This window comes from Saccharopolyspora sp. NPDC050389, assembly GCF_040655595.1.
Lineage (GTDB): Bacteria > Actinomycetota > Actinomycetes > Mycobacteriales > Pseudonocardiaceae > Saccharopolyspora.
Genome location: NZ_JBFAKG010000013.1, coordinates 25,573 through 39,438, shown reverse-complemented (window position 1 = coordinate 39,438; position 13,866 = coordinate 25,573). Strand labels below are relative to the sequence as shown.

Here is a 13,866-nt window from a genome sequence, read left to right as displayed (position 1 = left end):
TAGCTGGCGGTAGCGTGTCCGAGCGGCCGAAGGAGCACGCCTCGAAAGCGTGTGAGGTTAACAGCCTCCGTGGGTTCGAATCCCACCGCTACCGCTCGACGAAGGGCCGGTCCCGCGACCTGCGGTGACCGGCCTTTCGCTTCGCTCAGGCGGTTGGTCCGGCGTTGAGTCGGCCGGCGACTTCAGGTCCCGCAGCAGTTCGGTGAGCGCTCGTTCAGCGGTAGGTAGGCGAGGCCGTGCGGGTTCCGATCGGCGGTCGGGGTTACGGCACCGCCGTCTGGACCTGCGCGGGTGGCATGCCGCGGCGGGCGAGCAGCGCCCGGCCCACCGGTAGGTTCCGCGACGCCGTCGCGTTCACCAGGCGGCCTTCCATCCGGTCGCCGGAGAACAGCACTCCTGGGCTGCCCATGTCGCCCATGACCTGGGTCAACGGCTCGAACAGGAAGCGGGACGAGCCGCCGGTCCGCCGCGCCAGCACGAGGTGCAGGCCGAGGTCGCGGCCCTGCGGGGCGAACTCCGCCAACGGCGCGAGCGGATTTCCGGAGGTCGTCGACACCAGGTCGTAGTCGTCCACGATGACCACCACCTCCAGCCCGCTCCACCACGATCGGCGCTGCTTTGTTCACGTGATCGTGTGTCGCGCGTCGCTTCGGGCGGGTAACTTCTCGTCGATCATGTCGCTTGGCGAGGGGAAGCCGAAGTGCGCGTCACGTCACTGCTTGCCGCCACCGGGGTGCTGCTGTCCATCGCACCCGCGGCGACCGCGGTAGCGCAGCAGCAGGTCCGGATCCACGACATCCAAGGCATCACGCGGGTTTCGCCGCTGGCCGGCCAGCAGGTGACCGGGGTGCCGGGCGTGGTCACCGGGGTGCGCGGCTTCGGTCAGGCCCGCGGTTTCTGGCTCCAGGACGCCGAGCTCGACGCGGATCCCCGCACCAGCGAGGGGCTGTTCGTGTTCACCGGCGACCAGACGCCGCCGGTGGCGGTCGGCGACGTGGTCGCGGTCGGCGGGCGGGTCGTGGAGTACTACCCGGTGGCTTCGGGCGAGACGCCGGAGACCACGCCGAACCAGTCGGTCACCGAACTCACCGAGGCGACCTGGCAGGTCACCGGCAAGGGCGGCGTCCCGGCCGAGGCGGTCGGGCCGGAGACGGTCCCGGCGGAGTACGCGCCGCAGGACGCCAACATCGACAAGCTCGACCTGGAACCGCAGCGCTTCGCGCTGGACTACTACGAGTCGCGCGAAGGCACGGTGCTGCGCGTGGACGACGCGCGCGTGGTCGGCCCGACCGACGCCCACCGGGCGCTGTGGATCACCAGCAAGCCCGAGCAGAACGCGAACGGCCGCGGTGGCACCACCTACACCGGCTACGACGACGCGAACGCGGGCCGGCTCAAGGTCGAATCCCTGGCTGACGCGCCGTTCCCCGCCGCGAACGTCGGCGACGGGCTGCGCGGCAGCACGGAAGGACCGCTGGACTACAGCCAGTTCGGCGGATACGTGCTGGAGGCCGCGCGGCTGGGCGAGCACGTGCCGGGCGGCCTGCAGCCGGAGACGACGCGGCCGCAGGGCAGCGACGAGCTCGCGGTCGCGACGTACAACGTCGAGAACCTCGCCACGGGCAACGATCCGGCCAAGTTCGCCCGGCTCGCCGAAGGTGTCGTCGACCGGCTCGCGGCGCCGGACGTCGTTGCGCTGGAAGAGGTTCAGGACAACTCCGGGCCGACGGACGACGGCGTGGTCGCCGCGGACGAGACGCTGCGGGAGTTCACCGATGCGATCGTGGCGGCGGACGGGCCGCGCTACCTGTGGCGGCAGATCGATCCGCAGAACAACGCCGACGGCGGCCAGCCCGGCGGCAACATCCGGGTCGCCTTCCTGTACAACCCGGCCCGGGTGTCGTTTGTGGACCGACCGGGCGGCGACGCGACGACGCCGGTGCACCCGGTGGCCGACGGTTCGCGGCTCGCGCTGAGCGCCTCGCCGGGGCGCATCGACCCGGCGAACGAGGCGTGGCGGGACAGCCGGAAGCCGCTGGTGGGCGAGTTCCTGTTCCGCGGCGAACCGGTGTTCGTGGTGGCCAACCACTTCGCCTCCAAGGGCGGCGACCAGCCGCTGCACGGCCGGTTCCAGCCGCCGGCGAGGGTTTCGGAGGAGCAGCGGGTGCGGCAGGCGCAGGCGGTGCGCGGCTTCGTCGACGAGGTGCGGGCCATCGATGACGAGGCCCGGATCGTGGTGCTCGGCGACCTCAACGACTACGGCTTCTCCCCGGCCCTGGCGCCGCTGACCGGCGGGGGAGCGCTGGTGCCGCTGGCCGACTCGCTGCCGCCGGCTGAGCGCTACAGCTACGTCTACGAGGGCAACTCCCAGCAGCTGGACCACATCCTGGTCAGCCCGGCGATCACGGCCGAGTACGACGTGGTCCACATCAACGCCGAGTTCGCCGACCAGGCCAGCGACCACGATCCCCAGGTGGCCCGCCTGCGGTTCTGAGTCAGGTTCCGCCTGCTCAGGCCCCGTGAGTGTTTTGGGGTGCCATAGCAACCCAAAACACTCACGGGTCTCCACCTGCGGAAAGGTCGTTCAGGGGCGGATGTTCTGGTTCAGGTGGAAGAGGTTTTCCGGGTCGTAGTTTCGTTTCACCTGGACCAGCCGGTCGTAGTTGCCCCGGTAGTTCGCCTTGATCCGGCCCTGGTCGTCGCCGGCCATGAAGTTGACGTACCCGCCTTCCTCGGAGTGTGGCGAGGTCGCGGCGTAGTAGTCGCGCACCCAGGCGATGTTGGCCGCGTTGTCGGCCGGATCGGGCCACATCCCGGCGATCACGGTCGCGAAGTTCGCGTCCCGGTAGGCGAACGCCGTGGCATCCGGCGCGACCCGGTGGCAGGCGCCGTTGATCGGGTAGATGTGCACCGTCGAGTTCACCACCGGCACCCGCGGGCCGTGCTCGGTGTGCGCGGCGATCATCTCGTCGGTCAGCTCGACGACGAAGTTGGCCTTCCAGTAGTGCTGGAGCCCCGGGGGGACGAGCACGTCGAAAGCGCCGTTGAGCAGCGGATAAGGCATCGGCCCTACGTGCTCTGCGACGATCGGGGCGATGTCGCGCAGTGGCCGGACGGCGGCCGGGCCGGCCTCCATGGGCCCGGCCCAGCACGCGATGATCGCGATCAGCGTGTCGCCGTGCCGGTTCTGCGGGATGAAGGGCAGCGGTGGGGCGATCTGGAAGGCGGGGAACGCGCCGAGCTGCTCCGGTGCGTCGGCGATGATCTCGCGGTAGGCCCGCAGCACGTTCGCGACCTGGTCCAGCTCGAAGAAGATCGGGCCGCCGTAGATGTCGCGCACCGGGGCGAGCCGGAATTCGAACGAGGTCACCACGCCGAAGTTCCCGCCCCCGCCGCGCAATGCCCAGAACAGGTCGGCGTGCCGCTGCTCGTCGGCCACGATCAGCTCACCGGCGGCGGTCACGACGTCGGCGGAGATCAGGTTGTCGCAGGTCAAGCCCTGGCCGCGGGCGAGGTATCCGATGCCGCCGCCGAGCGTGAGCCCGCCGATGCCGGTGCTGGAGATGATGCCGCCGGTGGTGGCCAGCCCGAACGCATGCGTAGCGGCGTCGACGTCGCTCCAGGTCGCGCCGCCCTCGGCCCGTGCGGTCCGCGCGTCCGGGACGACGCGTACACCGCGCATCGGCGCCAGATCGATCACGACCCCGTCGTCGCAGGTCCCGAAGCCAGGCACGCTGTGCCCGCCACCGCGCACGGCGAGGTCGAGCCCGTTCTCCCGCGCGTAGTCGACGCCGGCGACGACGTCCCCGGCGTTGCGGCAACGCACCACGACCTGCGGGCGGCGGTCGATCATGGCGTTGTGCACGCGGCGGGCCTGGTCGAAATCGGGATCGTGCCGGCCGATCACGGCCCCGCGAACCCGCTCCCGCAACTGCTCGGCGGACATCCCCATAGCCGCAACGGTGCGGCGAGCCCGCGCGAACGGACAGGGACATACGGCCCGGCGAAACGCGAAAGAGCCCTGGCCGCGGAATCCGCAACCAGGGCTCTGACCAGCGGAGGATACGGGATTCGAACCCGTGAGGGCTATTAACCCAACACGATTTCCAATCGTGCGCCTTAGGCCGCTCGGCCAATCCTCCGTGCGGAAGCCTAGCAGGTGACCTCCTGAGCAGCGGATACGGGTCATGACCTGGGGCGACGGGTGCCCGTCGGGATCTTTGGCAGGCTCGGGGGCAACACGATTCGAGGATCTGTGACATGGGGCGCCGAACCCGACGGTCGCGTGGTTTTCAGCTGGTCTCAGCGCGCGGCGGCACCGTGCCACGAAGTCAGACGACTGTTGCCCCGTCGCGGCGGAGGACTCGTTGAAGCACGTCCTGCACACCGTCCTCGATCGCATCCAGGAGCTCGGCGCCGAACACGCAGAGGGAGTGTTCCCAGGGATGCCCGAAGGTGCCGAAACGGAGATCCTTGGCGAGGAAGATGTAGTAGTCCCCGTCCGGGTACGGGCTGAACGGCCAGCCTTCCCGCGAACGTCCTTCCAGCACGCGAGGCAGGAACATGTCGGTCGCCGGGAGATCCGGGCGGAGTCCGTAGCAGGTGTGCTGCCAGTCCAGGATCAGAAGTGCCTCTCCGGGCGCACTGCATGCGGCAAGCCCGTCCTGCACCAGATCGACCAGGCGGTCGAGTTCTCGATCGCCTGGGTCGTCGTGCAACGCGTCGAGGCTCCAGGTGACCGACGGAGAAGGCTCCGCGATCGCGGGGAAGACCTGCACGCTGGGCCGGAAGTCGAACTCGGCGTCGAAGCGATTCCAGGCGTCGGCACGTTCGGGCTCTGTCAAGTGGCGCAACCGTTCAACGGTCATCGAGCGAATCCGTCCTCAACGAGTCGTCACATTTCTTCAGCGGGTTTCTGGCCGCGGAGTTCCCAGTCTTGCCGACGCAACGGCACTACAACCGCGGAGTGCGGCTTTGCTGCGCGGTGCAGAGGTGTGAAGATCCATTGCATGCCCGGGCTGTGGGAAATGATCTTGATCCTCTTCGCTCTCTCGGTCGTCGGCGGCGTCGTCGCCTTGGTTGTCTTCTCGGTGCGAGGACGTTCCTGACGCAGGCCGTGGTTCAGCGACGAGGGCGGCACTCGAACCTCGTTCGTTGCCGTGCTGCCTGGTCAGCGCGGAGGGAGGGGGCACCTCCGCGGGGGTTCGGGGCGTCGGGTTACACTGTCCGTGGACCTCGTGCGGCGTCCATCCTGTGAACTCCCCCAGGGCCGGAAGGCAGCAAGGGTAAGCGGGCTCTGATGGGTGCACGGGGTCCCCTTATTTTTCCCGGCGGCCCCGGGCTCGGGCCGCGTTCGGGTTGTCGGGCTCACCGCGTAGGGTTTTGTCCGTGGCTCTCGCCCTTTACCGCAAGTACCGGCCGGCGACCTTCGCTGAGGTCGTCGGGCAGGACCACGTCACCGACCCGTTGCGGACCGCGCTGTCCGCCGGCCGGGTCAACCACGCCTACTTGTTCTCCGGGCCGCGCGGTTGCGGCAAGACTTCCAGCGCCCGCATCCTCGCCCGCTCGCTGAACTGCGCACAGGGCCCGACGCCCGACCCGTGCGGTGAATGCGACTCGTGCGTCTCGCTCGCGCCCGAAGGCGGCGGCAGCGTCGACGTCGTCGAGCTCGACGCGGCCAGCCACGGCGGCGTCGACGACACCCGCGAACTGCGCGACCGGGCCTTCTTCGCGCCCGCCCAGTCGCGGTACCGGATCTTCATCATCGACGAGGCCCACATGGTCACCACGCAGGGCTTCAACGCCCTGCTGAAGATCGTCGAGGAACCGCCGGAACACCTGATCTTCGTCTTCGCCACCACCGAGCCGGACAAGGTGCTCACCACCATCCGGTCCCGGACCCACCACTACCCGTTCCGGCTGATGCCGCCGGGCGTGATGCGCGAACTGGTCGAGCGGATCTGCCGCGACGAAGGCGTGCAGGTCGAGCCCGCGGTGTTCCCGCTGGTGATCCGCGCGGGCGGCGGCTCCGCCCGCGACACGCTGAGCGTGCTCGACCAGCTGCTCGCCGGGGCGGGCGCCGAGGGCGTCACCTACGAACGCGCGGTGGCACTGCTCGGGGTCACCGACGTCGCGCTGATCGACGACATGGTCGACGCGCTCGCCGCAGGCGACGGCGCCGCCGTGTACGGCACGGTCGACCGGCTGGTCGAGGCCGGGCACGACCCGCGGCGGTTCGGATCCGACCTGCTCGACCGGCTGCGCGACCTGGTGCTGCTCAACTCGGTGCCCGACGCCGCGCAGCGCGGACTGGTGGACGCCGCCGGCGACGAGCTCGCCCGGATGCAGGCCCAAGCCGAACAGCTTGGCGCGGCAACGCTTTCCCGGTTCGCCGAGATCGTCCACACTGGACTTTCCGAGATGCGCGGAGCCACCGCGCCCCGGCTGCTGCTGGAACTGCTCTGCGCGCGGATGCTCCTGCCGACCGCATCGGACTCGGAAGTCGCGCTGCTGCAACGACTTGAGCGCGTCGAGAGCCGCATGACCATCGCGCCGGGCGAGGGAGCCCCGGCCGCTCCTGCCGCAGCGGCGCCAGCGGGAGACGGCGAGGCGCGGCCGAAGCGCGTTTTCCAGCGGCCGCACGAGCGCGCAGCGCAGGAGGCAGCCGCTTCGCAGCAGGCGGAGGCAACACCGCGTCCGGCAGCAGCTGCGCCGCCCGAGTCGGCGGAGCCGCCCGCGGCCGCGGAGCCCGCTGCTGAGCCCCCGGCGACACCGCGTCCGGCAGCCGCGTCAGCTGCGCCGCCCGCGCCTGCGCCGCCCGCGCCTGCGGAGCGCCCGGCGACACCGCCGCAGGCGGCCCCGGCGCAGCCGAAGGCGGCCGCTCCCGCGCCTGCGGCGCCGCCTCCGGCGGCTGAGCCGCGCCCGGCTGCCGCGCCAGCGGCGGAGGCCGCCGCGCCGGCGCAGGCCGGGTTCGACGCGGCGAAGGTCCGGCAGGTGTGGGCCAAGGTGCTGCAGGCGGTTGCGACGCGGAATCGTCCGACGCAGGCGCTGCTGCTCAACGCCACGGTTCAGGATCTCAGCGGCGACAACACGCTGGTGCTGTCGATGCCGACCTCCGGTCTGGTCAAGCAGCTCGCCCAGCAGCGGCGGCTGGACTTCGTCCGGGACGCGCTGCGCGAGGTCGTCGGCGGCGAGTGGGAGATCCAGTGCGTCGAGGCCGGTGCCGCGCCGCCGCCTCCGGCCCGCGCCGCCGCGCCCAAGCAACCGCTGCAACGCCGGTCGACCCAGCAGAGCGAGTCCTCCGGAGCCCCGGCGGCGAACGGTCAGTCGGCGAATTCTCAGGCAGGCGGCGGTCAGACGACCAACGGTCGGACGCCGACCCGGCCGCAGGCCGGTTCGCCCGCGCGCCAAGGCTCGGTGCCGCGCCCGCCGGAGCCGGACGACATTCCGCCGCCACCCGAGCCGCCGGACGACGAGCCCCCGCCGCCGGATGACGTCCCGCCGCCTCCGGAGCCGCCGGAGCCGACGCGGCGCCCGCCGGTCTCCGATGACGAGGAAGACCCGGAGAAGATGCTCGCCGAGTCCTCCCCGATGGACGTGAATGCCCAGGTCGGCCAGGATCCGGAAATGGCGGCGGTGGAGCTCTTCGAACGAGAGCTCGGCGCCCGCCGAATCGAAGGCTGACCTTCCGCGAAGACGAGGGTTCAGTCCGGCTTCGCCAGGTGGCGGGCCAGGAAGGCGAGGGCTCGCGGGTAGGCGTCGAGGCGGTTGATGCGCTTGGCGAGGCCGTGGCCCTCGTCGTCGTACACCCGGAGCTCGCACTCCAGGCCGCTCGCCCGGACCGCCGCCGCGATCTGCTGGGCCTCCGACAGCGGCACCCTGGGGTCGTTCGCGCCGTGCAGCACGAACAGCGGCGCCGCGATGGACGCGACCCTGGTCAGCGGCGACACCGAGCGCAGGAATTCGGCATCAGCCGTGAGCGAGCCGTACTCGCGCTCGCGGTGCGCGCGTCGGTACGTGGCGGTGTTCTCCAGGAACGTCACCAGCGACGAGATCCCGACGATGTCGACCCCGGCCGCCCACCGCTCCGGCTGGAACGCCAGCCCGGCGAGCACCATGTAGCCGCCGTACGAGCCGCCCCACAGCGCCGCGCGCTCGGCGTCCAGTCCGATCGACGGCAGCCAGTCGTGCAGGTCGCCGAGGTCGGCCACCGACTCCAGCCGGTTGCGGCCGTCGTCGGCCGAGTACCAGCGCTTCCCGTAGCCGGTGGAGCCGCGGACGTTCGGCACCAGCACGGTGTGCCCCTGCGCGACGAGGGCCTGGACGATCGGGCTGAACGTCCGCACCGCCTGGCTCTCCGGGCCGCCGTGGACGATCAGCACCGCCGAGCCGGCCAGCCGCGGATCGGCCTCGCGCGGCGCGAAGACGAAGCACGGCACCTGTTCGCCGTCGCGGGCCTGCACCCGGTGCGAACTCGGTTCGACCAGGTCATCGAGCTGCGCCGCGGATTCGGTCAGCGACTCGCATTCGCCGGTCGCGGCGTGCACCAGAAGCGCGTCGCCGGGGATCGCCGGGGCGCTGAACGACAGCGCGACGTATCGCGCGTCGGGCGACCAGGCCGGGGGCGGCAGCGGGTACGAGCACCAGCCGTCGGCGGGTAATCGGATCGTGCGCAGCAGGTCGCCGGTGACGGCGTCGTGCAGCGCCAGGCGGCTCGCGCCGTCCTCGTTGGCCTGCACCAGCAGCGTCGAACCGTCCGGCGAGAGCCAGCCGGTGAGGTCGTGCTCGTCGGAGGTCACCAGCCAGCGCCGCGCGCCGGTGCGCGGGTCGATGCGCGCGATGCCGGCGCGGTCGCGGTCGGCGTCGGTGGTGACGATCAGGCCGTCGGGCAGCCAGCCGATCTGGCCGTGCCGGGCCTGCTCGCCGCGCCCGGTCAGCGCCAGCACATGACGTGTTTCGGTGTCGACCAGGAGCAGCTGGTCGGACATCGCGCGATCGGCGGGCACGGTCAGCGCCAGTTGGCGGCCATCCGGCGACACCGTCGCCTCCAGCACCATGCCGCCCTGGTCGTAGGCGATCGCCTCTTCGCCGGTTTCCACCTGGCGGATCACCACGTCGAAGTCCACGTCGTTGCGGCGGTTGGTCGCGTAGACGATCCGGCCGGGCAGTACGTCTAGTAGCCGATTCACGTGCGCCGGGTCGCGGACCAGCGGCTGCAGGTCGCGCAGCTGCGCCGGGCGGCGGCGCGGTTCGTCCAGGCGCAGCAAGGAAAGCTGGCCCCGCTCGTTGCCGTCGGTGTCGTGCTGCACGACCACGGCGCGTTCGCCGGGCAGGTAGCGGCCGGTGACCGCGCCCGGCAGGGCGGTCAGCGGGGTGCGCTCGCCGTCGGCGAGTTCGACGAGCTGGGAGGATCCGGATTCGTCGGAGCCGGCCAGGACCCGGCCGGTATCGGCCACGTCGAAGGCCCGCCAGCTGGTCAGCTCGAGCAACCGCACGATGTCCACCGCCATGCGATCACCCTGTCACGCTTCGCCTCCGCCGCCCAGGGTCGCGGACCGCCAGGCAGACCGGGCCGCGCATTCTCTAGGCTGGTGGTGTAGCCCGAATCGGGGTACGTGGACGCGCCAGCCGGAGGAGGATCACGGTGCAGCCAGGTGGGCAGCCGAACATGCAGCAGATCATGGAACAGGCGCAGAAGATGCAGCAGCAGCTGATGACTGCGCAGCAGGAGCTCGCCGACGCGGAGGTCACCGGGAGCGCCGGTGGCGGCCTGGTCACGGCGACCGTCAGTGGTTCGGGCGAGCTGAAGGGGCTGTCGATCGACCCGAAGGCGGCCGACCCGGAGGACACCGAGACGCTGGCCGACCTGGTGGTCGCGGCGGTGCGCGACGCCAACCGCGCGGCGCAGGAGCTGCAGGCCGAGAAGATGGGCCCGCTCACCGGTGCGCTGGGCGGCGGCCTAGGCGGTCTCAGCCTGCCGGGCATGTGATCACAGTTTCAATTGGAACTGCGCACCGTCGCCGGCGGGGAGTGCGGTTTCAATTGAAACTGCACCGAACCCCTGGAAACGAGCGATAAGTGTACGAAGGTCCCGTTCAGGATTTGATCGATGAGCTCGGCAGGTTGCCGGGCATCGGTCCGAAGAGCGCGCAGCGCATCGCCTTCCACCTGCTCGCGGCCGAGCCCGCGGACGTGACCCGGCTGCAGGAGGTCCTGCAGAAGGTCAAGGAAGGCGTGGTGTTCTGCGACGTCTGCGGCAACGTCTCGGAGGAGACGACCTGCCGCATCTGCCGGGACGCCCGGCGCGACAAGACGCTGGTGTGCGTCGTCGAGGAACCCAAGGACGTGCTGGCGATCGAGCGCACGCGCGAGTTCAAGGGGCGCTACCACGTGCTCGGCGGCGCGCTGGATCCGCTTTCCGGCGTGGGGCCGGACCAGCTGCGGGTGCGCGAGCTGCTGGCCCGGATCGGGCAGGACGACATCGCCGAGGTGATCATCGCGACGGACCCGAACACCGAGGGCGAGGCGACCGCGACCTACCTGGTGCGGATGCTGCGCGACTTCCCCGGTCTTTCGGTCACGCGGCTGGCGTCCGGCCTGCCGATGGGCGGCGACCTGGAGTTCGCCGACGAGCTGACGCTCGGCCGGGCCCTCTCCGGCCGCCGCGCGATGTAGTCACCGCAGTTTTATTGCTCGTGAGCGCTTTGGATCGCAATAGCAGTCCAAAGCACTCACGAGCTTTTTTTCATCTGTTCGGCGCTGCCCGGTCGGGTTGATGACCGGCCGCGAGCGGTACCGCCGGACGTGTCCGGTCGTCGCCAGAATCGGTCGCCCGAGGCCGGACTTTCCGCAGTTTTTACCGCTTTTCCCGGGTTTCTTGATCGTTCTTCCGGGCCTGCCGAGAGGCTTAGCACCCTCGCCCACCTGGGTGAATGCCTGATATATCGGATTTTCCTTAGGCGTCCCTAAGTAGTGGGATCGTAACCTCAGGTACCCCAATGGCCTTCTAATGCGAGTTAGTCTCACGGAACTCTGAGACCTGAGACACACCGAGGTGCTTCCATGAGTAGAGCTCCATCGCCGCGCCGCGGATCGAACGCGCGGCGTCGTGTCGTGACCACCGGCGTCGCCATCGTCGCGGCGACATCGCTGGCCGCGTGCGCGCAATCGCAGCGCGAGGCCGGCGGCGGTGAAGGCGGCACGTTCACCTTCGGTGCGGCAGGCGCTCCCGACGGGTTCGACCCCTTCTACGCCTCCGATGGCGAGACCTTCCGGGTCAGCCGCCAGATCGACGAGGGCCTGGTCGGATTCAAGCCGGGTTCGTCCGAGGTCGAGCCGGAGCTCGCGGAGAGCTGGGACCACAGCCCCGACGGCAAGTCCTGGACCTTCAAGCTCCGCCAGGGCGTGAAGTTCCACGACGGCACCGACTTCAACGCCGACGCGGTGTGCAAGAACTTCCAGCGCATGTACAGCCAGACCGGCGCCGGCCAGAATAACGCGCTGTCCTACTACTGGATCGAGAACTTCGGCGGGTTCTCCGACGGCAAGACGCCGTCGCTGTACCAGTCGTGCGACGCGCCCGACGCGACCACGGCCGTAGTGCACCTGACCCGCGCCACCTCGAAGTTCCCGGACATCCTCGGGCTGTCGGCGTTCAGCATGCAGTCGCCGACCGCGATGGACCAGTTCCAGGCCAACAACGTGCAGGCGCAGGGCGACAGCTTCGTGTTCTCGGAGTACTCCAGGTCGCACCCCACCGGCACCGGCCCGTTCAAGTTCGTCTCCTACGACGAGAGCAACGGCACCATCAAGCTGGCCCGCAACGACCAGTACTGGGGTGAGAAGGCGAAGGTCAACGAGCTGATCTTCCGCATCATCCCGGACGAGACGGTCCGCAAGCAGGAGCTCGAATCGGGCGCCATCGACGGCTACGACTACCCCAACGCCGCCGACCTCAAGGGCCTGCGCGACGCCGGGAACAACGTCCAGGTCCGCGACCCGTTCAACATCATGTACCTGGGCATCACCCAGAAGAACAACCCGGCGCTGCAGAACCTGAAGGTGCGCCAGGCGCTGGCCTACGCGGTGGACCGGGAGACGCTGGTCAAGGCCAACATGCCGGAAGGCGCCGAGGTGGCCACCCAGTTCTACCCGAATACGGTGGAAGGCTACGCCCCGGACGTCCAGCAGTACCCGCACGACCCGGCGAAGGCCAAGCAGCTGCTCGCCGAGGCCGGCGTGCCGAACCTGGCGGTCAACTTCTACTGGCCGACCGAGGTCACCCGGCCCTACATGCCGGACCCGGCGGGCATCTACAACGCCCTCGCCGAGGACCTGCGCGAGGCGGGCTTCACCGTCAACCCGGTGAGCAAGCCGTGGAACGGCGGCTACATCGACGACGTGGACAACGCCAAGGCCGACATCTTCCTGCTCGGCTGGACCGGCGACTACAACACCGCCGACAACTTCACCGGCACCTTCTTCGGCACGCCCACCAACCGCTTCTACACCGCCGGTGCGCCGTGGGGCGAGGAGCTGGCGACGCAGCTGAAGGCCGCCGACGGCGAGCCGGACGAGGCCAAGCGCAACCAGATGTACCAGGACATCAACCGGAAGCTGATGTCCGAGTACCTGCCCGCAGTCCCGCTGTCGCACTCGCCCGCGGCGATCGTGACCAGCCCGCGGGTGCAGGGTCTGCAGACCTCGCCGCTGACCGCCGAGGAGTTCGCGTCGGTGAGCGTCTCGGAGAAGTGAGTTGACGATTTCGCGCGAAACCGGCGCGGCTCCCGCACGGGGACCGTCGGTTTCGCGCGAAATCGCGTGCTCGCTGCCGGACTGACCAAACGGGGGTTTCGTGCTCCGCTTCACCATCCGACGACTCGCGCAGCTGGCGCTGGTCGTCGTCGTGCTGTCGATGCTCTTGTTCGCCTGGCTGCGGATGCTGCCCGGCGGGCCGGTGTCGGCGTTGCTGGGGGACCGCGCCACTCCCGAGGCGCGGGCCAAGCTGGAGGCCGATCTCGGCCTGGACCAGCCGATCTTCGTGCAGTACTGGCGTTTCCTGGGGCGCGCCGTCACCGGCGACTTCGGCACGTCGACCGGCGTGCAGCGCGGTTCGCCGGCGCTGGAGGTGTTCCTGACCCGCTTCCCGGCCACGCTGGAGCTGTCGATCCTGGCACTGCTGCTGGCGGTCGCGATCGGCATCCCGCTGGGCTACCTGGCGGCCCGCAAGCGCGGCAGCTGGCTGGACAACCTGAGCATCACCTGGTCGCTGATCGGTGTTGCCGTGCCGGTGTTCTTCCTGGCTTTCCTGCTGAAGTTCGTGTTCGCCATCCAGCTCGGCGCGCTGCCCGCCTCCGGCCGCCAGGACGTCGGGCTGAACGGGACGCGGGTGACCGGCTTCTACATCCTGGACGGGCTGCTGACCCGCGAGTTCGACGCCGCGTGGAACTCGTTCGTGCACCTGATCCTGCCGGCCATCGCGCTGTCCACCATCCCGTTCGCGGTGATCTTCCGGATAACCCGGGCAGCGGTGCTGGACGTGATGGACGAGGACTACGTGCGCACCGCGCGGGCGAAGGGCCTGGCGGGCATGGTGATCCGGCGCAGGCACATCCTGCACAACGCGATGCTGCCGGTGGTGACCACGATCGGCCTGCAGACCGGCGCGCTGCTGGCAGGGGCGGTGCTGACCGAGCGGGTGTTCAACATCGCCGGGGTCGGCCAGGCGGTGGCGATCGGGTTCCAGCGCAAGGACTTCCCGGTGCTGCAAGTGGTGATCCTGGCGTCCGCGATGGTGTACGTGCTGGTGAACCTGATAGTCGACCTCTCATATGCGGTGATCGACCCACGACTGCGGACACGGTGAGG

The 13,866-nt window shown here is 70.0% G+C and carries 10 protein-coding genes, 2 tRNA genes and 1 other RNA gene; 8 read left to right on the top strand and 5 right to left on the bottom strand.

Annotated features, from left to right (window positions below):
- Window positions 1-8: 8 nt before the first annotated feature.
- A tRNA-Ser gene (locus AB0I53_RS10830) sits at window positions 9-94 on the top strand.
- Between the two features lie 168 nt (window positions 95-262).
- On the opposite strand, the gene AB0I53_RS10825 is transcribed toward AB0I53_RS10830, so the two are convergent.
- Window positions 263-586, bottom strand: coding sequence for a hypothetical protein (locus AB0I53_RS10825; RefSeq protein ID WP_358599819.1), 324 nt, complete (start codon window positions 584-586; stop codon window positions 263-265).
- A 114-nt stretch (window positions 587-700) separates the two neighbouring features.
- On the opposite strand from AB0I53_RS10825, the gene AB0I53_RS10820 reads away from it, so the two are divergent.
- Window positions 701-2,494: an endonuclease/exonuclease/phosphatase family protein gene (locus AB0I53_RS10820; RefSeq protein WP_358599816.1), complete on the top strand. Its 1,794-nt coding sequence runs from the start codon at window positions 701-703 to the stop codon at window positions 2,492-2,494.
- Between the two features lie 90 nt (window positions 2,495-2,584).
- On the opposite strand, the gene AB0I53_RS10815 is transcribed toward AB0I53_RS10820, so the two are convergent.
- The 3 genes from AB0I53_RS10815 to AB0I53_RS10805 form a co-directional block, all read right to left on the bottom strand.
- Window positions 2,585-3,952 carry an FAD-binding oxidoreductase gene (locus tag AB0I53_RS10815; protein WP_358599813.1) on the bottom strand — a complete coding sequence of 456 codons (1,368 nt, stop codon included), beginning with the start codon at window positions 3,950-3,952 and terminating at the stop codon, window positions 2,585-2,587.
- A 104-nt stretch (window positions 3,953-4,056) separates the two neighbouring features.
- A tRNA-Ser gene (locus AB0I53_RS10810) sits at window positions 4,057-4,142 on the bottom strand.
- A 189-nt stretch (window positions 4,143-4,331) separates the two neighbouring features.
- The gene (locus tag AB0I53_RS10805; RefSeq protein WP_358599810.1) at window positions 4,332-4,868 is read right to left on the bottom strand and encodes a DUF2716 domain-containing protein; all 537 of its coding nucleotides are present in this window, start codon (window positions 4,866-4,868) and stop codon (window positions 4,332-4,334) included.
- A 359-nt stretch (window positions 4,869-5,227) separates the two neighbouring features.
- Here AB0I53_RS10805 and ffs point away from each other — a divergent pair.
- Window positions 5,228-5,322, top strand: an RNA gene (ffs, locus tag AB0I53_RS10800) — signal recognition particle sRNA small type.
- 66 nt (window positions 5,323-5,388) lie between these two features.
- Window positions 5,389-7,683: a DNA polymerase III subunit gamma and tau gene (locus AB0I53_RS10795; protein WP_358599807.1), complete on the top strand. Its 2,295-nt coding sequence runs from the start codon at window positions 5,389-5,391 to the stop codon at window positions 7,681-7,683.
- A gap of 20 nt (window positions 7,684-7,703) precedes the next feature.
- Here AB0I53_RS10795 and AB0I53_RS10790 read toward each other — a convergent pair whose 3' ends face one another.
- Window positions 7,704-9,509, bottom strand: coding sequence for an alpha/beta fold hydrolase (locus AB0I53_RS10790; RefSeq protein ID WP_358599804.1), 1,806 nt, complete (start codon window positions 9,507-9,509; stop codon window positions 7,704-7,706).
- 158 nt (window positions 9,510-9,667) lie between these two features.
- On the opposite strand from AB0I53_RS10790, the gene AB0I53_RS10785 reads away from it, so the two are divergent.
- From AB0I53_RS10785 to AB0I53_RS10770, 4 genes are all read left to right on the top strand, one after another.
- The gene (locus tag AB0I53_RS10785) at window positions 9,668-9,988 is read left to right on the top strand and encodes a YbaB/EbfC family nucleoid-associated protein (RefSeq protein ID WP_358600107.1); all 321 of its coding nucleotides are present in this window, start codon (window positions 9,668-9,670) and stop codon (window positions 9,986-9,988) included.
- Between the two features lie 89 nt (window positions 9,989-10,077).
- Window positions 10,078-10,674: a recombination mediator RecR gene (recR, locus tag AB0I53_RS10780; RefSeq protein ID WP_132479088.1), complete on the top strand. Its 597-nt coding sequence runs from the start codon at window positions 10,078-10,080 to the stop codon at window positions 10,672-10,674.
- 387 nt (window positions 10,675-11,061) lie between these two features.
- Window positions 11,062-12,753: an ABC transporter substrate-binding protein gene (locus tag AB0I53_RS10775; protein WP_358599801.1), complete on the top strand. Its 1,692-nt coding sequence runs from the start codon at window positions 11,062-11,064 to the stop codon at window positions 12,751-12,753.
- Window positions 12,754-12,853: 100 nt separating this feature from the next.
- Window positions 12,854-13,864 (top strand): ABC transporter permease, encoded by a 1,011-nt coding sequence (locus tag AB0I53_RS10770; RefSeq protein WP_358599799.1) that lies wholly within the window; start codon window positions 12,854-12,856, stop codon window positions 13,862-13,864.
- Window positions 13,865-13,866: the final 2 nt, after the last annotated feature.

Bases quoted from the DNA above. Each gene is read 5' to 3' on its own strand.
- AB0I53_RS10815 (WP_358599813.1), bottom strand. From the start codon at position 3,952: ATGGGGATGTCCGCCGAGCAGTTGCGGGAGCGGGTTCGCGGGGCCGTG.
- AB0I53_RS10805 (WP_358599810.1), bottom strand. From the start codon at position 4,868: ATGACCGTTGAACGGTTGCGCCACTTGACAGAGCCCGAACGTGCCGAC.
- AB0I53_RS10790 (WP_358599804.1), bottom strand. From the start codon at position 9,509: ATGGCGGTGGACATCGTGCGGTTGCTCGAGCTGACCAGCTGGCGGGCC.
- AB0I53_RS10785 (WP_358600107.1), top strand. From the start codon at position 9,668: ATGCAGCAGATCATGGAACAGGCGCAGAAGATGCAGCAGCAGCTGATG.
- AB0I53_RS10775 (WP_358599801.1), top strand. From the start codon at position 11,062: ATGAGTAGAGCTCCATCGCCGCGCCGCGGATCGAACGCGCGGCGTCGT.